Annotated in this window: 16 protein-coding genes; 6 read left to right on the forward strand and 10 right to left on the reverse strand. The window is 39.6% G+C overall.

From position 1 onward, the window contains the following. The first annotated feature begins 2 nt into the window (after window positions 1–2). The 3 genes from tkt to H7N69_RS03330 are packed head-to-tail and all read left to right on the forward strand — an operon-like array spanning window position 3 to window position 6,849. Window positions 3–1,928: a transketolase gene (gene tkt, locus H7N69_RS03320; RefSeq protein WP_187884792.1), complete on the forward strand. Its 1,926-nt coding sequence runs from the start codon at window positions 3–5 to the stop codon at window positions 1,926–1,928. After that, a complete protein-coding gene (gene addB, locus H7N69_RS03325; protein WP_187884793.1) occupies window positions 1,925–4,261 on the forward strand; it encodes an ATP-dependent deoxyribonuclease AddB in 2,337 nt (778 codons plus the stop codon). The genes tkt and addB overlap by 4 nt, the downstream gene beginning before the upstream one ends. Continuing rightward, a complete protein-coding gene (locus tag H7N69_RS03330) occupies window positions 4,258–6,849 on the forward strand; it encodes a DNA translocase FtsK (RefSeq protein ID WP_187884818.1) in 2,592 nt (863 codons plus the stop codon). The genes addB and H7N69_RS03330 overlap by 4 nt, the downstream gene beginning before the upstream one ends. Window positions 6,850–6,858: 9 nt before the next feature. Here the strand turns inward: H7N69_RS03330 and H7N69_RS03335 are convergent, their stop codons facing one another. Beyond that, a complete protein-coding gene (locus tag H7N69_RS03335) occupies window positions 6,859–7,023 on the reverse strand; it encodes a hypothetical protein (RefSeq protein WP_187884822.1) in 165 nt (54 codons plus the stop codon). Between the two features lie 90 nt (window positions 7,024–7,113). Between H7N69_RS03335 and H7N69_RS03340 the strand changes: the two genes are divergently transcribed. From H7N69_RS03340 to H7N69_RS08005, 3 genes are read left to right on the forward strand one after another with little or no spacing between them, the layout of a single operon-like run. Next, a complete protein-coding gene (locus H7N69_RS03340) occupies window positions 7,114–8,400 on the forward strand; it encodes an MFS transporter (RefSeq protein ID WP_187884794.1) in 1,287 nt (428 codons plus the stop codon). 53 nt (window positions 8,401–8,453) lie between these two features. Then, complete coding sequence (locus H7N69_RS03345; RefSeq protein WP_001179205.1) at window positions 8,454–9,263, forward strand: flagellar hook-basal body protein; 810 nt, start codon at window positions 8,454–8,456, stop codon at window positions 9,261–9,263. Between the two features lie 55 nt (window positions 9,264–9,318). After that, window positions 9,319–9,447 (forward strand): hypothetical protein, encoded by a 129-nt coding sequence (locus H7N69_RS08005; RefSeq protein WP_021176328.1) that lies wholly within the window; start codon window positions 9,319–9,321, stop codon window positions 9,445–9,447. A gap of 32 nt (window positions 9,448–9,479) precedes the next feature. Here the strand turns inward: H7N69_RS08005 and H7N69_RS03350 are convergent, their stop codons facing one another. From H7N69_RS03350 to H7N69_RS03390, 9 genes are all read right to left on the reverse strand, one after another. Continuing rightward, window positions 9,480–9,698 (reverse strand): hypothetical protein, encoded by a 219-nt coding sequence (locus H7N69_RS03350; RefSeq protein WP_187884795.1) that lies wholly within the window; start codon window positions 9,696–9,698, stop codon window positions 9,480–9,482. Between the two features lie 251 nt (window positions 9,699–9,949). Beyond that, window positions 9,950–10,186, reverse strand: a complete 237-nt coding sequence (locus H7N69_RS03355) for a hypothetical protein (RefSeq protein ID WP_187884796.1) — start codon at window positions 10,184–10,186, stop codon at window positions 9,950–9,952. A 2-nt stretch (window positions 10,187–10,188) separates the two neighbouring features. Further along, entirely contained in the window at window positions 10,189–10,947 is a 759-nt protein-coding gene (locus tag H7N69_RS03360; RefSeq protein ID WP_078243036.1) for a protein NO VEIN domain-containing protein, read from the reverse strand. A 14-nt stretch (window positions 10,948–10,961) separates the two neighbouring features. After that, window positions 10,962–12,752: a translation elongation factor 4 gene (gene lepA, locus H7N69_RS03365; RefSeq protein ID WP_187884819.1), complete on the reverse strand. Its 1,791-nt coding sequence runs from the start codon at window positions 12,750–12,752 to the stop codon at window positions 10,962–10,964. 14 nt (window positions 12,753–12,766) lie between these two features. Then, on the reverse strand, window positions 12,767–14,617 hold the full coding sequence (gene dxs, locus H7N69_RS03370) for a 1-deoxy-D-xylulose-5-phosphate synthase (protein WP_187884797.1): 1,851 nt from the start codon (window positions 14,615–14,617) through the stop codon (window positions 12,767–12,769). Between the two features lie 2 nt (window positions 14,618–14,619). After that, complete coding sequence (fliH, locus tag H7N69_RS03375) at window positions 14,620–15,396, reverse strand: flagellar assembly protein FliH (protein WP_000056265.1); 777 nt, start codon at window positions 15,394–15,396, stop codon at window positions 14,620–14,622. Then, window positions 15,383–16,414: a flagellar motor switch protein FliG gene (fliG, locus tag H7N69_RS03380; RefSeq protein WP_000201853.1), complete on the reverse strand. Its 1,032-nt coding sequence runs from the start codon at window positions 16,412–16,414 to the stop codon at window positions 15,383–15,385. The genes fliH and fliG overlap by 14 nt, the downstream gene beginning before the upstream one ends. 17 nt (window positions 16,415–16,431) lie before the next feature. Then, window positions 16,432–18,135: a flagellar basal-body MS-ring/collar protein FliF gene (fliF, locus tag H7N69_RS03385; protein ID WP_187884798.1), complete on the reverse strand. Its 1,704-nt coding sequence runs from the start codon at window positions 18,133–18,135 to the stop codon at window positions 16,432–16,434. 43 nt (window positions 18,136–18,178) lie between these two features. Then, a complete protein-coding gene (locus tag H7N69_RS03390; protein WP_097709829.1) occupies window positions 18,179–18,841 on the reverse strand; it encodes a phosphatase PAP2 family protein in 663 nt (220 codons plus the stop codon). Between the last annotated feature and the right edge of the window lie 82 nt (window positions 18,842–18,923).

An 18,923-nucleotide genomic window follows, 5' to 3' on the forward strand; every position in this document is an offset into this window, starting at 1 on the left:
TGATGCAATTGAGTAACGCTGACTTAGAACGATTAAAAAGCATGGCGAACACGCTTCGCTTTTTGTGCGCGGACATGATAGATAAGGCTAATAGCGGGCATCCGGGCGTGTGCTTAGGGCTAGCTGATGTGATGGTGGTTTTAAGCTTGCACCTAAACCTCAACCCCACTAACCCTAAATGGCTCAATAGGGACAGGTTGGTTTTTAGCGGAGGGCATGCGAGCGCGTTAGCGTATAGTTTGTTGCATTTGTGGGGCTTTGATTTGAGTTTAGAAGATTTAAAGCGTTTCAGGCAATTACACTCTAAAACCCCAGGACACCCCGAATTGCACCACACCGAAGGCATTGAAATCACCACAGGCCCTTTAGGGCAAGGTTTTGCTAACGCTGTGGGCTTTAGCATGGCGAGCCAATACGCTCAAAACCTTTTGGATAAAGAAGCGATTTCTCATAAAGTCTATTGCTTGTGTGGGGATGGGGATTTGCAAGAAGGCATTAGTTATGAGAGCGCTTCTTTGGCTGGGCACCTTCGCCTTGATAACCTCATCGTGATTTATGATAGTAATCAGATAAGCATTGAAGGTGCTATTAATATTAGTTTTAGCGAACAGGTTAAAACACGCTTTTTAGCGCAAAATTGGGAAGTTCTAGAATGCGATGGGCATGACTATCAAGCGATTTATGATGCTTTAGAAGAAGCCAAAAAATCCCATAAACCCACGCTTTTAATCGCTCATACGATTATTGGTAAGGGGGCTGTTGGCTTAGAGGGGAGTGAAAAAACGCATGGCTCGCCTTTAAATAAAGAAGTGTTAAAACAATCCAAAGAAAACGCTCAAATCAATCCTAGTGAAAGCTTTATCATTAGCCCAAAAAACAAAATGCATTTTGAAGAAGTGAAAGTTAGGGGCGTTAGTTTAGAAGCCTTATGGGAAAAATCCTTAAGCCCTAAAACAAAAGAAAAAATCCATGCGTTAAAGGATTTTGATTTTAGCGCCATCCATTACCCCACCTTTAAAAAAGGCGAATCTTTAGCCACGAGAGTGAGTAACGGCATGATTTTAAACGCTATCGCTAAAGAATGCGAGGGCTTTTTAGGGGGGAGCGCGGATTTAGCCCCCTCTAACAACACTCAATTAAAACACTCTGGCGATTTCCCTTTAGGGCAAAACTTGCATTTTGGGATCAGAGAGCATGCCATGGGGGCTATCACTAACGCTTTAGCGGCGTATGGCTTGTTTGTGCCTTTTTGCGCGACCTTTTTTGTGTTTAGCGATTACTTGATGCCCAGCATTCGTTTGAGTGCTTTAATGAAACTGAAAGCCCTTTTTATCTTCACGCATGACAGCATTGGTGTGGGCGAAGACGGAGCCACGCACCAACCCATAGAGCAATTGAGCCATTTGCGCGCTTTGCCCAACTTCTATGCTTTCAGGCCTAGCGATGCTTTTGAAAATACCGCTTGCATGCAAATAGCGTTAAATTTGAACGCTCCTAGTGGGCTTATTTTATCACGACAGAATTTACCCGTGCTTGATGAGGTTTCTAAAGAGCAGGTTTTAAAAGGGGCGTATGTTAAACACCATTCTAAAGATCCCATTATCACGCTCGTTGCGAGCGGGAGCGAGGTGTCTTTGGCTTTAGAGAGCGCTAAAATTTTAGAGCGAGAAAACATCCCCACTCAAGTGGTGAGCGCGCCTTGCTTTGATTTATTGATAGAGCAAGATGAAAGCTATCTTAAAGAACTCTTTAAGGGTAAGGTTTTAGTGGTTGAAGCGAGCCGTGCGATAGAGTGGTATCGTTTTGCGGATAAAATCATTGGCATGGATTCTTTTGGGAGCTCAGCAAAGGGCGATAAACTCTTTGAAAAATTTGGCTTTAGCGTTGAAAACATTACCGCTCAAGCGAAAAGATTACTCAACGCATGAACTTAGAAAAACTTTTTTTAGAAAAAACCCCCCTATTTGTTTTTAGCTCCACCAGGCGTTTGAAACATTTCTATTTAGAGCAAGGCGAAGGGTTTTTGCCTAGCGCAATGAGCATGGGGAGTTTTTTTGAACAGGCTTTTTACATCCCTAATAAAAAGAAAATCCCTAAAAACGCGCGCCAAATCTTAATGATAGACACCATTAAAGCCATCGCTAAAGAAAAAAAATCCATTCTTGAAGGGCTTTTGCTTTTTGAAAACAGCTTTTTAGGGTATTTGGAAAGCACTTCTTTTTTGTTTGATTTGTTTGATGAGTTAAGTTCTGCTTATATCAAACTCAATGAGCTTTCTTCTAAAGACATTTACTTGGATTATGAAAAGCATTTAGAAGTCTTAGAAATGATTTATGACCGCTACATTAAAAAACTAGAAGAATTAGGCTTTTATGACAAAATCATGCAAGAAAAGCCCACGATTTTAAAAGAATTTTTTGAGCATTTTTCCTCCATTGAATGGCATTTAGATGGCTTTATGAGCGTTTTTGAAAGGCAATGCCTATTAGAAGTGGCCGAATTAGTGCCTATCACTTTACACCTGTCATGCGATAAATACAATCAAAAATTCTTGGAATTTTTAAATCTCAAATTAGAAACGGATTGCGATTATTCCATTGATTTTAAAACCCAAAAGATCCTTTCTCAAACTTTTAATGATCAAAAAATAGAGCCAAAGCTTTATGCTAACTCCAGTTATTTAAAACAAGGCACTTTAGTTTTACAAACCATAGAAGAGTATTTGCAAAAAGATAACGACCCTAATAAAATGGCGATCATCACGCCCAATGCGGATTTTTTACCTTTTTTAAAGCTCTTAGACAAAAACAATAATTTGAATTTCGCTATGGGCTTAGGGGCTAAAAACAGCCCTTATTATACAGAGCTTGTCAAAATCTTAGAAGATTTACAAACAAGCGGTTTTAATTTGAGTGCATCGCCTTTATTGGATTTAGAAAACCTTACAATCCCGCTTTTAGAACAACAAAGCTCTAAAGAAAAAGCTCCCTTAAAAGAAGTGCATTCTCAAATCATGCACCAGTATCATCTTTTAAAAGACACGCTTCAAAACTACAGCCTTAAAGATTTATTGCATTTGTATTTGCAAGAATTTGAAGCCAACTTCCGCTTAGACGATTCTAGTGGGGGCAAAATACGAGTCATGGACACTTTAGAAACAAGGGGCATGCAATTTGATAAAGTGGTTATTGTGGATTTTAATGAAACCTGTGTGCCAAGTCTTAAAGATTGCGATTTGTTTTTAAACTCTGCTTTAAGAAAATCGCTCAATCTCCCCACTTTATTGGATAAGAAAAATTTGCAAAAACACTATTACTACCAGCTCTTTAAAAACTCTAAAGAAATAACACTTTCTTATATAGAGAGTGAAACTTTAAAAGCCTCTAACATGCTTTTAGAATTAGATTTGCATATAGAGCCTATCAAAGACGCTTACACGCTTTTTGCAACAAGTCCTTTAAAAGACTACCAAGAAGAAGAAATCAAAGCCGCTATCCCTAAAGATTTTAACTTTAGCGCTAGCTCATTAAACGCTTTTTTAACTTGCAAGCGCCGTTTTTACTACCACTACATGAAGCGCTTCAAAGAAAGCCCTAAAGATGAAAGCAATAGCGCTGTGGGCAGTTTGCTCCATGAACTTTTAAAAGAAGCTTATGAAAAAGACAAAAACCCCTATGCATTAGAAGAGAGGCTCATTTGGCTCTTAGAAACAAGAGAAAACATTACCCCTAAAGAGCGTTTAGACACTCTTGTAGCGCTCAAAAAAATCCAGGCTTTTTATCTTAAAGAAAAAGAACGCTTTAATACAAAAATCAAAATCCTTGATCTTGAAAAAAGCTTTGAAACGATCATTCAAGGCGTTATTTTTAAGGGGCGTATAGACAGGATTGACAAAACGGCTGACAATGAGATTATTTTATTGGATTACAAATTCAAAAACGATTTGAAATTAGACAACATGAGTAAAACACAAAGAGGAGGCTTAAACCCCATAGAAATCGCTCAAATCAGCACCGATTATCAAATGGCCATCTACGCGTGCACCCTTAAAAATCTGGGTTACAAAGAGCCTATAAAAGCCTTTTTTTATGATTTGAGGAAGGGCGAGTTACTAGAAGAAGACGAGCTTACTTTGCAGGCTAAAATGGATCATTTGGAATTTTCTCTTATCCCCAAGCTCAAGCAAGAAATTGATTTTGAAAAAACTTTAGAGGCTAAAGATTGTGAATATTGCTCTTTTAAAGACATGTGCAACCGATGAAATCTAAAAAACTTTATTTGGCTTTAATCATAGGGGTTTTATTAGCGTTTTTGACCCTATCTTCATGGCTAGGTAATAGCGGTTTAGTGGGGCGTTTTGGGGTGTGGTTTGCCGCACTCAATAAAAAATATTTTGGGTATCTTTCATTCATTAATTTACCCTATTTAGCATGGGTTTTATTCCTTTTATACAAGACTAAAAACCCTTTTACAGAAATCGTTTTAGAAAAAACTTTAGGGCATCTATTAGGCATTTTATCTTTGCTTTTTTTACAATCTAGCCTATTAAATCAAGGGGAAATCGGCAACAGCGTGCGTTTGTTTTTACGCCCTTTTATAGGGGACTTTGGGCTTTATGCGCTGATAACGCTTATGGTAGTTATTTCTTATTTGATTTTATTCAAACTACCCCCTAAAAGCGTTTTTTATCCTTATATGAACAAAACACAAAACCTTTTAAAAGAGATTTACAAACAATGCTTACAAGCCTTTAGCCCTAATTTTAGCCCAAAAAAAGAGGATTTTGAAAACACCTTATCAGATCTTCAAAAAAAAGAAACCAACAACGACAAAGAAAAAGAAAACCTTAAAGAAAACCTTATTGATGAAAACCACAACACCCCTAACGAAGAATCGTTTTTAGCGATCCCTACCCCCTATAACACGACTTTAAACGATCTAGAGCCGCAAGAAGGCTTGGTTCAAATTTCCCCTCACCCCCCTACCCATTACACCATTTACCCTAAAAGAAACCGATTTGATGATTTGACTAACCCCACTAACCCCCCTTTAAAAGAACCTAAGCAAGAAACCAAAGAAAGAGAACCCATGCCCACAAAAGAAACTCTTACGCCCGCCACGCCCAAACCTGCCACACTCAAACCTATCATATCAGCACCCATCATGCCCACATCTGCACCCAACCTAGAAAATGACAACAAAACACAAAACCACAAAGCCCCCAACCACCCCATAAAAGAAGAAAGCCCACAAGAAAACCCACAAAAAGAAAATCAAAAAGAAAATATAGAAGAAAAAGAAAATCTTAAAGAAGAAGAAAAAGAAACACAAAACGCTCCAAACTTTAGCCCACTAGCCCCCACAAGCGCTAAAAAACCCGTTATGGTTAAAGAATTGAGCGAAAATAAAGAGATATTAGACGGATTGGATTATGGCGAAGTGCAAAAACCCAAAGATTATGAGCTTCCCACCACGCAATTATTGAATACGGTTTGTTTGAAAGAAACTTCTTTAGACGAAAACGAGATTGACCAAAAAATCCAGGATTTATTGAGCAAACTGCGCACCTTTAAAATTGATGGCGATATTATCCGCACTTATTCAGGCCCTATTGTAACCACTTTTGAATTCCGCCCAGCCCCTAGCGTTAAGGTGAGCCGCATTTTAGGCTTGAGCGATGATTTAGCGATGACTTTATGCGCTGAATCCATCCGCATTCAAGCCCCCATTAAGGGTAAAGATGTCGTTGGCATTGAAATCCCTAACAGCCAAAGCCAAATTATTTATTTAAGAGAAATTTTAGAAAGCGAATTGTTTCAAAAATCCAGCTCGCCCTTAACTCTAGCTTTAGGCAAAGACATTGTGGGTAACCCTTTCATCACGGATTTAAAAAAGCTCCCCCACTTGCTCATCGCCGGCACGACAGGAAGCGGTAAGAGCGTGGGCGTGAATGCGATGATTTTATCCTTACTTTATAAAAACCCCCCCGATCAACTCAAATTAGTGATGATCGATCCCAAAATGGTAGAATTTAGCATTTATGCGGACATCCCTCATTTACTCACGCCCATTATCACCGACCCTAAAAAAGCTATTGGGGCTTTACAAAGCGTGGCTAAAGAAATGGAGCGCCGATACTCTTTAATGAGCGAATACAAGGTTAAAACCATTGATTCTTATAACGAGCAAGCCCCAAATAATGGCGTTGAAGCGTTCCCTTATTTGATTGTGGTGATTGATGAATTAGCGGATTTGATGATGACAGGGGGCAAGGAAGCGGAGTTTCCTATCGCTAGAATCGCTCAAATGGGGCGCGCGAGCGGCTTGCACCTCATTGTAGCGACCCAACGCCCAAGCGTGGATGTCGTAACCGGCTTGATTAAAACCAATTTGCCTTCAAGGGTGAGTTTTAGGGTAGGCACTAAGATTGATTCTAAAGTGATTTTAGACACCGATGGGGCGCAAAGCTTGTTAGGAAGGGGCGATATGCTCTTTACCCCCCCAGGAACAAACGGGTTAGTGCGCTTGCATGCCCCCTTTGCCACTGAAGATGAAATCAAAAAAATCGTGGATTTTATTAAAGCCCAAAAAGAGGTACAATACGATAAAGATTTCTTGCTAGAAGAATCGCGCATGCCTTTAGACACCCCTAACTATCAAGGCGATGACATTCTAGAAAGGGCTAAAGCGGTGATTTTAGAAAAAAAGATCACTTCTACGAGTTTTTTACAACGCCAATTAAAAATCGGCTACAACCAAGCCGCTACCATTACTGACGAATTAGAAGCTCAAGGCTTTCTATCCCCAAGAAACGCCAAAGGCAACAGAGAGATTTTGCAAAACTTTTAGGCTTTGTTTTCATTGGATATTGGCAATAGAAACATTATTTTTAATTTTTAAAAAGTTACCGCTTGCTTTTCGCAAGCTTTTTATGATTGATTTTAAAAATGCCTTTGCGTATTTTTTAGATTTTATCACCAATCCTTTATTAAAAACAAAAACTTTTCTCAATGATACAAACACCATAATCCTTTAACCTATTAATCAAATATTATCTGTGGTTTCCCTAACTCCTAGTAAAATTACCTAAAAATTTCATGTTCAAGGATAGCCATGAATACCCAGATCCAACCCACCACTAAAAAACCCTTAAAATCCCTTTTAGCCGCTAGTTCAGGTAATTTAGTGGAATGGTATGATTTTTACGCTTATGCGTTCCTTGCCCCTTATTTCGCTAAGGAATTTACCCACACTAACGACCCCACTTTAGCGCTCATCTCAGCTTTTTTAGTTTTCATGCTAGGGTTTTTCATGCGCCCTTTGGGGAGTTTGTTTTTTGGTAAATTGGGGGATAAAAAGGGGCGTAAAACTTCCATGGTGTATTCCATTATCCTTATGGCGCTAGGCTCTTTTTTGCTCGCATTGCTCCCCACTAAAGAAATCGTAGGGGAATGGGCGTTCTTGTTTTTATTATTAGCCAGGCTTTTACAGGGCTTTAGCGTGGGAGGCGAATATGGCGTGGTCGCCACTTACCTCTCTGAATTAGGCAAGAATGGCAAAAAAGGTTTTTATGGCTCTTTCCAATATGTAACTTTAGTTGGAGGGCAACTCTTAGCTATTTTTTCGCTCTTTATCGTTGAAAACATTTACACGCATGAGCAAATCAGCGCGTTTGCTTGGCGTTATTTATTCGCTTTAGGGGGTATATTAGCCCTACTCTCGCTCTTTTTAAGAAATATCATGGAAGAAACCATGGATAGCAAAACAACTTCCAAAAACGCTATTAAAGAAGAAACCCAAAGAGGCAGTTTGAAGGAATTGCTCAACCATAAAAAAGCCTTAATGATAGTCTTTGGGCTAACTATGGGAGGGAGTTTGTGTTTTTATACTTTTACGGTGTATTTAAAAATCTTTTTAACCAACAGCTCATCATTCAGCCCTAAAGAAAGCAGTTTCATCATGCTTTTAGCGCTCTCTTATTTCATCTTCTTACAGCCCTTATGCGGGATGCTTGCGGATAAAATCAAACGCACCCAAATGCTGATGGTTTTTGCTATCACAGGGCTTATTGTAACGCCTGTTGTCTTTTATGGTATCAAGCATGCCACTAGCGTGTATGAAGCCCTATTTTATGAAATACTCGCATTGAGCAGCATGAGTTTTTACACTTGCATTGCTGGGGTCATTAAGGCGGAATTATTCCCTGAACATGTGCGAGCGCTTGGCGTGGGTCTAGCCTATGCGATCGCCAATGCGCTTTTTGGAGGGAGCGCGAGTTATGTAGCGTTAGAGTTCAAACAGCATGGTTTTGAAGCGGGGTTTGTGGGCTATGTCATGTTTAGTATTGTTATCTTTATGGTTATGGTTATCATATTCCCTAAAAAAACCTATTTGGAATGAATCTGTTTTTATTTAATTTTTGCTATAATTTTTCCTTTTAAAAGGATTCTTGCATGCAAAATGGGTATTATGCGGCCACAGGGGCTATGGCGACACAATTTAACCGCTTGGATTTAACCTCTAATAATTTAGCTAATTTAAACACTAATGGCTTTAAAAGAGACGATGCGATTACAGGCGATTTTTTAAGGCTTTACCAACAATACCGAGAGCAACTGCCCTTAGAAGATCAAACCAAAGCGAGCGCGAAGTATCTAAACCGCAACCTCAATCGTGTGCCTATTTTATCAGAAATCTATACGGATAGGAGTCTTGGCGCGTTTGAAGAAACGCATAACCCCCTGGATTTTGCCCTAACAAGCCCTAACCTCTATTTTGCGATACAAACTAATGAGGGCGTCGCTTATACCAGAGACGGGCATTTCAGCGTGGATAAAGACGGCTTTTTAGTTACTCTTAATGGCTTTAAGGTGCTTTCACGCTCTGGCTTGAACGAAAAAGGAGGGATCATGCTCATGCCTGACGCTGAAATTGAAGTGGATCAAAATGGTGGAATCACTTTTAGGGATAATGAAGCCCAAATTCAAGCGGGCGCGTTAGCTTTAGTGAGTTTTAGCGAACCTAAAAACCTTAAAAAGATAGGGCAAAACCTTTATACCTATCAGGGCGAAGGCATCCATCAAGTCTCTGACTCTGGCGCGTTAAAACAATACATGCTAGAAAAAAGCAATGTCAATGCAGTGCGTGAGATGAGCGCTTTGATTGAAATCAACCGCTTTTTGGACATGTATTCTAAAGTGCTAAAAACCCATCAAGATGACATGAACGCCGAAGCGATCAACAAACTCGCCACAAAAGCTTAAACTTTTGGCGATTTTAAAATCCATAGGAGGGTTTTTGCGATACCCTAACTCCCTAATGACGCTTTTTAAAAGCCTTGTTAATCTTTTTTATATAGGATTAGTTTTAAAAGAGTTTAAAGAATTAAATGCCTTTTCTTTTGTAGTCGCTTGCAAAGTAGACGGTAACGCAAGCTTCTCTTTATAGCCGCTAGCTATTCAACAATGATTCAATTTTAATTATTTATTATTTCGTTTGTTGTTTAAAACGCTCTTTATTGTGGTATTCTGTAAGCAAACGCCCCCATTTTTCTTGTTATGGTTCTTGTGTTTTAAACTCGTTTGTGGTAGGATATTCCCATTAAGGTTTGAGACGCTATAGTTGATGCCGTCTCTGTAATGGTTAGAGAGTGTCGGCTTGGTTTCTAATTCCCTTAATGTTTTTGTTGCCCCAATCAAGCTTTTTGATTACCCACTTGACTATCAGCGTTCATTTTAAGATAGAGCCATTCCAAAAGCTTGTAAAAATTTTCTTTCTGCTTCCACTAAATTAGGGTGTAAGAGCAAGTCATTCTTTAAAGCGCTTGTATAGGCGGTGTGTGAGCGAAAACTTTTGTTTTTTAAGTCCAATTTGATTTTGTCTTTTTGGAATAACCAACACTATATCTAAAGAGATCTTTTTTCTTATTTGTGAATGTAGTTTTATATTCTTACTCCAACGCCAAGTCAATCAAAATCTGCCAATTCTCTTTATAGTGTTGGAGTTGCGACAAGCTCTTTGTGTTGCCCCATTCTTGTATGTCTTTAATAGGGATAATATAGCATTCGCTCGTGCGAGTGTCTGTCCCTAAAATCAAATCGCAATCTTTTTTGGTGTATTTGTAAATGCGTTTGGGGGCATTCCTATCAATTTGAACCCCACTCCTATAGCCCCCTGTAAAATTCAAAGTTATTTTATTTGCCCTATTAAGTGGTATTCTAAAATGCTTTTTTGCTTCCTCTCGCATGCCTTAAACTCTAAATGCTTTAAAGGGTTAGCGACAGATAAAAGATAGGGTTTTTCACTCAAATTCAATACCACTACAAGCACATAATCATGGCTATACGCTTGCGCTTGCTCGTATTCTTTTTGGGTCAATCTCAATGTTCCTTGTTTTTCTCTAATCCCCTTAACTTCCACTAAAAACGCTTGCTTGTTGGTTTGAATATAGAAGTCATACCCATCGCCAAAAAGACGCATGTCTTTTAAATGCCCATGAGAAAATGTTTTGATATTTTTATAGTGGTTTAAAAAATACAATTCGGCTTCTAAACCTGTTTCTTGCATGCTTTTATAGCGGGTTTTAAGGTAAGCGTTAGGGGTAACGCCTAAATCTTTGATTCCGTATTGTTCCTGCAAAAACAATTTCACAATATGGCTAAAACCCTTAACGCTTTCATTTCCAAACAAACTATCAATCCATAATTTTCTATGGATATAGGCATCGCCTTTTTGCCACCAGCCTTTGCGTTTATTAGGAAAAAAATAATCAAATAAATCCATGCGATTTTTGATAACGCCAGTCGTTTCAGCCAAGCCGATTTGGACGCAATATTCAAAAAAAGCATTTTTAGTAGAAAAACCAAATTCTTTAATGAAGTCATTATCAAATTTTGCCAAAGCATAGCCTATGAGATTTAAAATTTCATAGTTCTTGTGTTTTGTCATAGAAGCTAAACGCCCTAATCAATCTTTAATATCGCTAAAAACGCTTCTTGGGGAAGCTCCACCTTGCCGATAGCCTTCATGCGTTTTTTGCCCTCTTTTTGCTTTTCTAAGAGTTTTCTTTTTCGTGTAATATCGCCCCCATAGCACTTAGCCGTTACATTCTTACCGACAGATTTAATCGTCTCCCTAGCGATGATTTTATTCCCCACGCTCGCTTGGATAGCGACTTCAAAAAGCTGTCTTGGGATAAGCTCTTTCATCGTTTCCACTAAAGCGCGCCCCTTTTCATACGCCTTATTTTTATCTATAATGATAGAAAGTGCATCCACCACATCGCCTGCCACCCTCACATCTAACTTCACCAAATGAGCCTCTCTGTTTTCTATCGGCTCATAATCAAAGCTCGCATACCCTTTCGTGCAAGATTTGAGTTTGTCATAAAAATCCATCACAATTTCATTGCTCGGCAAGGAATAAGTGAGCATGACACGAGACTGGTTTAAATATTCCATTTTTTCTTGAATGCCTCTTTTATTGTTCAATAACTGCATTAAATTACCCAAAAATTCACTCGGCGTGATGATCGTCGCCCTCACAAAAGGCTCTTTGATGCAAGCGATATGGTTTTCAGGGGGCAATTCGCTAGGGTTTTGGACATATTTGACGCTATTATCCGTCAAATGCACTTCATACACCACCGTGGGAGCGGTAGCGATTAAGTTAAGGCCAAATTCCCTTTCCAGCCTTTCTTTAATCACTTCCATGTGCAATAGCCCTAAAAAGCCCACCCTAAAGCCAAAGCCAAGCGCCACCGAGCTTTCAGGCTCAAAATTTAAAGCGCAATCGTTAAGCTGGAGTTTCAATAACGCTTCTCTTAAATCTTCAAACCGGTCCGTTTCTATAGGGTAAAGCCCCGCAAACACAAAGGGTTTAGCCGGCATAAAGCCTTCAATGGGTTTAGGGGTAGGGTTTTTAGCGTCTGTGAGCGTATCACCCACCGCAATATCAGTTACGCTTTTTAGCCCCAAACTCACAATGCCAATCTCGCCGCATTCTAAACTTTTAGTAGGGATTTTTTTCAAAGGGTTGGGGTAGTATAGCCCTAAAACGCCGTGTTTTTTACCCGTCCCCATCACTAAAATTTCTTGCTCGGTGTTGATGCTCCCATCCATGATACGCACCAGAGCTAACGCCCCTAAATAATTGTCAAACCATGAATCATAAATGAGCGCTTTTAAGGGAGCGTTAGGATCACCGCTAGGGGCAGGAATGGTCGTAATGATTTTTTCTAACAAATCTTTAATGCCAAGCTTAGCTTTAGCGCTCACTTCATTAGCATTGGAGCAATCAATCCCTATCGTGTCTTCTATATCCTGTTTGACCTCTAAAACATTCGCATTCGGCAAATCAATTTTATTGATCACCGGTAAAATTTCTAAATTGTTATCTAAAGCGATATAAGTGTTTGCAATGGTTTGCGCTTCCACGCCTTGAGTGGCATCTACCACTAATAACGCCCCTTCGCATGAACACAAAGAGCGCGACACTTCATAGCTGAAATCCACATGCCCTGGGGTGTCAATGAGGTTTAAAACATAATCCTCTCCCTTAAGCGTGTAATTTAGGCGCACGCTTTGAGCCTTAATCGTAATGCCCCTTTCTTTTTCAATATCCATAGTGTCCATCACTTGGCTGGTCATTTCTCTGTTGCTGATAGCGTTGCATTCAGCGATCAAACAATCCGCTAAAGTGCTTTTACCATGGTCAATGTGAGCGATAATGGAAAAATTGCGGATATTTTTCATTGGCGCTTTTGTTTTCATCTCTCTTGTCCTAAATCTTTTAAAATAGCGTCAGTCAAACTCTCTGTGTCTAAGCCTAAGGATTTTTCCACTAAAGCGGTGTTCCCATGCATGATGAATTCATCCATGATTTCAAAGCTTTTAACAGGCTTTAAAATATTTTGTTCGCTCAAAAATTCTAAAATCGCGCTAGCCACCCCCCCAAGCTTGTAATTATCGCTAAAAACATAGAGCTTTTGATAAGGGGCAATGATGGCGCTTAAATTTTGATCTAAGGGCTTTAAAAACCTGAGATCCAACAGCGCGCAATCTATGTTTTTTTCCTTTAAAGCCAGTTGGACTAAATGCGCCCGCCCCACGCCATTACCATAGCCAATGAGTAAAATTTCGCCCTCTTTTTTCAACAATTCGCTTTGCCCTAAAACAAACTCGCTAGGCTCAAAAACCCCCTCTTTTAACGCAAACGACCCCCTAGGGTAGCGGAACGCGCAAGGGCTTGAATGATGTTCATTGGCAAAATGCACGGCGTTTTTTAAAGTCTCATTATCTCGTGGGGCAAAAATGACCATGTTGGGGATAGAGCGCAAATACGACACGTCTAAAAGCCCTTGGTGCGTCTCGCCATCTTCGCCCACAATCCCAGCCCTATCAATGGCTAATTTAATCGGCAAGCTAGAAATGCAAGCGTCATGCACAATGGAATCATAAGCCCTTTGCAAAAAAGTAGAATAGATGCTCACAAAAGGTTTAAACCCCTCTTTAGCCATAGCGCTGCTAGAAGTTAGGGCGTGTTGTTCAGCGATAGCGACATCAAAAAAGCGCAAAGGGTAAGCGTCAATGAGTTTGTCTAATCCTGTGCCGCTAGGCATAGCAGCGGTTACGCCTACGATTTTTTCATCTTTTTTGGCTAATTCTAAAAGGGTGTTAGAATACGCTTCAGTGGGCGATAAAATCGCGCTTTTGGATTTTTTAGACAAACCGGTATCCAAATCAAAAGGCCCCACCCCATGCCATTTTTCATAGCGCCCTTCAGCGATTTTATAGCCTTTACCCTTTAAGGTTTGCGCATGGATTAGCACCGGCTCTTTAAGCTCTTTGGCTAATTTCAAGGTCTCAATAATCGCGCCTAAATCATGCCCGTTAATAGGCCCTATATAGTTAATACCCAATTCTTCAAAAAACACGCCTGGGGTGATGAGTTTGAAAGATTCTTCAAAACGACTCGCTAAGTAATTCACGCTTTCAGGTAAGGTGCTTAAGATTTTTTTAACTTTAGAGCGGAAAGACTGGTAAAATGGGCCTTTCATCAGCTGGCTAAGGGCTTTGGATAAAGCGCCAATAGGCGTGCTGATACTCATTTCATTATCGTTCAAAATCATGATCATGGGGTATTTCCTATCGCCCAGTTCGTTTAAGGCTTCATAAAAAATCCCTGCGCTAATGCTCCCATCGCCTAATAAAGCGATAGGCATGCCTAACGCCTGTTTTAAACAAAAAGCTTTAGCCACCCCCACGCCTATAGACACTGAAGTGGAGCTATGCCCGGCGATAAAATAATCGTATGCACTCTCGCTGGGTTTAGTAAAGCCGCTCAAACCCTTGAATTGCCTTAAAGTGCTAAAGCTTTCAAAGCGCCCGGTTAAGAGCTTGTGAGCGTAAGCTTGGTGCGAAGTGTCAAAAATAAAAGGGTTTTTTTGGCAATCAAATAAGGCATGCATGCCCACAATCAGCTCCACAGCCCCTAAAGAAGAGCTTAAATGCCCCCCATTAGTGCTCACCACTTCTAAAATACGCTCTCTTAGCGTTTGACACACCAACTCCAAGCCTGCAATATCGTTAGGGTTTAAATCAAAAGTTTTATTTTGCAAAATCACACCTTAAAATTTTCCAACACGCTTTCTTTGAGCGTTTTAAAGCGCTCCATTAAATTCCCATCAAGGCTCCCGTTAGAGCTAGTGATCATAACGCCTCCTTTAGAAATAGCCTCATTGCTCTCTAATTTGATTTTAGAAGCGTTTTGCAAACGCTCGTTTAAATAAGGGTAATCCAAGGGATTGACTTTTAAATGAATGTCCGTTGCGTCTAAAACGTTTTTTAAAAGCTCTTCAGCTAAAGCGAGGGCCACTTTTTGGCTGTTGTCTTCCACTTCTTTAAGGATCACTTCTTTAGCTATATCTATCGCAATCGCGCTCAATTCCTTTTCTAAAGCCATTAAATGATCTTGTGATTTTTTCATTTTTTCATCTAAAGCGGTGATCGCATGCAAAAGCTGGTTCTTTTCTTCATTCACGCTGTGAGTGAGTTCGTTACGCATTTTTTCTTCGCCCTCTTTAAAGCCGATTTTATAGCCGTCGTTTTTAGCGTTTTCAATCAAAACTTTGCTCTCTTCTTGGGCTTTTTCAAATTGCATTTGCAATTTCACTAAATGGCTTGAAAGCTCATCGGTTTTTTTCAATAAGCAATCAATCAAATCGTTTTCTATCGCTTTTTTTTCCAAAGGCTCTTGTGGGTTAGGCGTTTCTAAAGACGCGCCATTAGGATTAGTTTTAGGGGGTAAGTTTGCCATGCTCTTAAATTCGTATTTTTGAATGTCATGCTTATTCAAATGGTCTTTTTGGATCAAATTTTTGCGGCTATTCAATGACATCTTCCTCTTCACCGGTTTGGATCACGCCTTTTTCTTGCAAGCTCTGCACGATTTCAATGATTTTCCTTTGGGCCACATCCACATCTTTGATTTTAACCGCCCCTAAATACTGCATTTCTTCTACAAATTGCTCTGCAGCCCTACTGCTCATGTTGTTTAAGAATTTATCGGTTAAATCTTTCGTGGAAGTTTTTAAGGCTAAAGACAAGTCTTTTTTATCCGCTACTTTCAAAATCTCTCTGATAGCAAAATTATCCAATTTCACAATGTCTTCAAAAGTGAACATCATTTCTTTAATCGCACCGGCGAGCTTGTTATCCACGCTTTCAATGCGAGCGAGCGTGGTTTTAGCGCTCTTTTGACCCAAGCGGTTAAAGATTTCAGCCACCGCTCTCAAGCCGCCCACTTCAATTTTATAACTGGTGAGCGATTCTAGTTTGTTTTCTAATACCGTGGAAACCCTTTTAACCACTTGGGGCGATATTTCGCCTAAATTCGCCATTCTAATAGAAATCTCGGCTTTCATTTCATCAGGGAAATAGCTCAAAGTCTCAGCCGCATTAGGGGCTTCCATGTGGGCTAAAATCAAGGCGATGGTTTGAGGGTGTTCGTTAATGATGAAATCAGCGAGTTGTTGGGGCTTGATTTTGCCTAAATAAGCGAAGTTTTTTTGCGTTTGCAAGCTTTTAGTGAGTTTGTCCATCACTTTTTTAGCTTCTTCGCTCCCTAAAGTCCTAGTTAAAAGCTCTCTAGCGTATTCTAAACCGCCGGTATTGATGTATTGGTTAGACTGAAAGATCGCAAAAAATTCCTCTAAAACCGCCGCGCCGATTTGCTTGTCTGTGCCGTTTAATTGCACGATTTGCTTAGAAATCTCTGTAATGGAGTCAATGTCTAAATGCCTTAAAATCTCACCTGTGGTGTCTTCGCCCACTTGAATGAGTAAAATGGCGATTTTTTCACTCATGGAAAGTTCGTCTAATTGAGCCTTTTGTTTGGGGGTAAGCTTGGTTGCCATTTTTAACCTTTTATCTTTTAACCTTTCGCGCTGTCTGAAGAGATTTCATCTTTGATTAGGAGTTTAAAGAGCATGGCGATTTCATCAGGGCGTTCTTTAAGGGTCCCTCTAATCTTTTCTAAGATAATTTCGTATCTTACTTCTTCTTCGCTAAAGGTTGCATTAAGCCCTAATTGATCTTCTACTTTTTTTCTCAAATCGCCCAGTTTGTTCAATTCATCTTCTTCTTCATCCATTTCTTCAAACATGGATTTCACTTCCTTATCTTCATCAGGCACCACTTCTAGCATGCGTTCGCTGAAAGGCACAATCACTTTTTTATAGAAAATAAATAGCACTATAAACACTAAAACATACTTGATTAAAGGCGTGAATGAGCCTAAGATTTTTTGAGTTTTGTGCATGATTTTTTCGCTCAAAGTAGCGTTATCAATCATAGGCGCCATAGGGTTAAACTCAAAATTACTCACCGCCACATCATCGCCTCTATTTTGATTATAGCCAATGGCCTGTTTCACTAGAGCGTTGATTTTTTTAAGCGATTCATCGCTCAAAGGCTCGTATTCTAAAGTGTTTGCCCCATCTTTAAGCGCGATTTTATACTTGCCATCCACCACAACCGCCGCATTCAAACGCACTAAAGTGCCAAACTCGCCCTTAATCTCGCTAATGGTTTTACCCACTTCATAATTGGTCGTGTTTTGAGACTTTTCGTATTTTTCTGGCTCTTTATTGTCTTTCAATCCTTGCACAGGCCCGATATTGCTCACAACCCCCGGCACGCCGCCGACTTGTTTTTTAGGAGCGCCTTCTTTTTTTTCTTCTAAATTTTGCTCGCTCCTTACGACATTATTGGGATCAAAAGTCTCTTTAGTGCTTTTCTTTTGGCTGAAATCAAACTCCGCATTAACCCTTGCGACCACCTTGTTTTTACCCCCCACAATAGGGGCTAAGATATTGACAATCTTATTTTCTAAAATGTTTTCAAAATTTTGTTTGTAATGCAATTGCTCTAGGGCTAATTCTTTGGAGTTTTCTAGTATATCGCCTTCGCCTATTGATTCGCCGTTTTCATTCACGATTTTCACATTTTCTATCGTAAGTTTAGGCACAGCTGCAGCGATTAAATTTTTAATCCCTAAAATTTGAGTGGGTGAAAGCTTCATGTCAGGCTTGAGTTTGAGCATCACCGAAGCGCTAGGAGGGACTTCTTTAGCCACAAACACGCTGTCTTTAGGGATTGCAATATGCACATTGGCTTTCAAAATGGGGTTTAAACTTTCAATCGTGCGCGACAATTCGCCCTCAATGGCGCGAATGAGTTTGATATTTTGATCAAAATCAGTCGCCCCAAAGTCTTTAGTGTCAAAGATTTCAAAGCCCACTTTACTCGTTTTAGGGATCCCTTGAGAAGCCAGCGTGATCCTTTCTTCATACACTTTATCTTTAGGGATAAGAATGGTGTCGTCTTTGGAGACTTTATAAGGGATTTGGTTTTGCTGGAGGTGTTGTAAGATTAAAGCGTTATCGCTAGAGTCTAAGCCTTCAAATAAAACCCCATAACCCCCTTGCGTGTAGTCTTTTTCTTTAAAGGGATAGAGCAATAAAAACACAAGCAAGGCGGTGATTAAAACCCCGGCTGCGATCAGGGCGATTTTTTGCTTTTTATTGAGCTTGATGAAAAAATCAACAATCCGTTGCAATAATACCTTTAAATCCAATATTAAAACCTTGATAAAATTTTCATTCTTTTAAGCCGTTCGCTTAGATCTTTTGGAACACGCTCAAATAAATCCCTATGGAAAAACAAGCCCCTAACGCCCCTAAACAAAAACCTCCTAAAACACTACTAAAAGACACTCCTAAAACAACCAACACCAACCCTATTAAAAAAATCAAACCAAGCAAACTACAAGAAAGAATGTTTTGAAATATTTGATGCGTGATCAAATGGGGTATTAATAAAACAAGCAACCCATAAAATAGCGTCAAAGAAAGCGCAATAGCGCTAGGGAAATTAGCGCTGTGCGAAAGCCATTGAATGGAGTGTGCCAAAAGGTGTTTTAAAGATTCTAAAAGGGCTTCAAATAAGATCACGCTTAGCACAAACCACACCCCAAGCGCTAAATTTCTGCGATACAGGCTTAAAAACACCCCCACTAACAAGCTCAAAGGCAACACGAATTGAGAAGAGCCTAAAAAAACAACGCGTCGGAGCGTTTGATCTAAAATAGGGCTAGAAGAATTTGAACGCATCAAGCTAAAAATGGCATTATCCATTGAGTTGGTGTAATCAAAAAAAACCAAGCCAACAATAAGGATAAAAAACGCGCTAAAAACGCCTCCTAAAAGAAACAGGGTTTTAACTGGTAATAAGAAAAATGGTTTGGGTTGTGTGGAAACATTTTTGAAAGAATTTTCAGCCATTATTTAAAACCCTTTTTTTAGTAGTTCATTCAAAATTGATATTATACGCCAACGAATTTTAAAATTGCTCTTAAAAGTTTTA

This window comes from Helicobacter pylori, from assembly GCF_014497725.1.
GTDB classification, from domain to species: domain Bacteria; phylum Campylobacterota; class Campylobacteria; order Campylobacterales; family Helicobacteraceae; genus Helicobacter; species Helicobacter pylori_DE.

What these genes read in the sequence shown, in the direction of transcription:
- H7N69_RS03330 (WP_187884818.1), top strand. Translation starts at nt 4,258, where the DNA reads ATGAAATCTAAAAAACTTTATTTGGCTTTAATCATAGGGGTTTTATTA.
- H7N69_RS03345 (WP_001179205.1), top strand. Translation starts at nt 8,454, where the DNA reads ATGCAAAATGGGTATTATGCGGCCACAGGGGCTATGGCGACACAATTT.
- fliG (WP_000201853.1), bottom strand. Translation starts at nt 16,414, where the DNA reads ATGGCAACCAAGCTTACCCCCAAACAAAAGGCTCAATTAGACGAACTT.
- H7N69_RS03360 (WP_078243036.1), bottom strand. Translation starts at nt 10,947, where the DNA reads ATGACAAAACACAAGAACTATGAAATTTTAAATCTCATAGGCTATGCT.
- addB (WP_187884793.1), top strand. Translation starts at nt 1,925, where the DNA reads ATGAACTTAGAAAAACTTTTTTTAGAAAAAACCCCCCTATTTGTTTTT.
- lepA (WP_187884819.1), bottom strand. Translation starts at nt 12,752, where the DNA reads ATGAAAAATATCCGCAATTTTTCCATTATCGCTCACATTGACCATGGT.
- H7N69_RS08005 (WP_021176328.1), top strand. Translation starts at nt 9,319, where the DNA reads ATGACGCTTTTTAAAAGCCTTGTTAATCTTTTTTATATAGGATTAGTT.
- H7N69_RS03340 (WP_187884794.1), top strand. Translation starts at nt 7,114, where the DNA reads ATGAATACCCAGATCCAACCCACCACTAAAAAACCCTTAAAATCCCTT.
- tkt (WP_187884792.1), top strand. Translation starts at nt 3, where the DNA reads ATGCAATTGAGTAACGCTGACTTAGAACGATTAAAAAGCATGGCGAAC.
- H7N69_RS03390 (WP_097709829.1), bottom strand. Translation starts at nt 18,841, where the DNA reads ATGGCTGAAAATTCTTTCAAAAATGTTTCCACACAACCCAAACCATTT.
- fliH (WP_000056265.1), bottom strand. Translation starts at nt 15,396, where the DNA reads ATGTCATTGAATAGCCGCAAAAATTTGATCCAAAAAGACCATTTGAAT.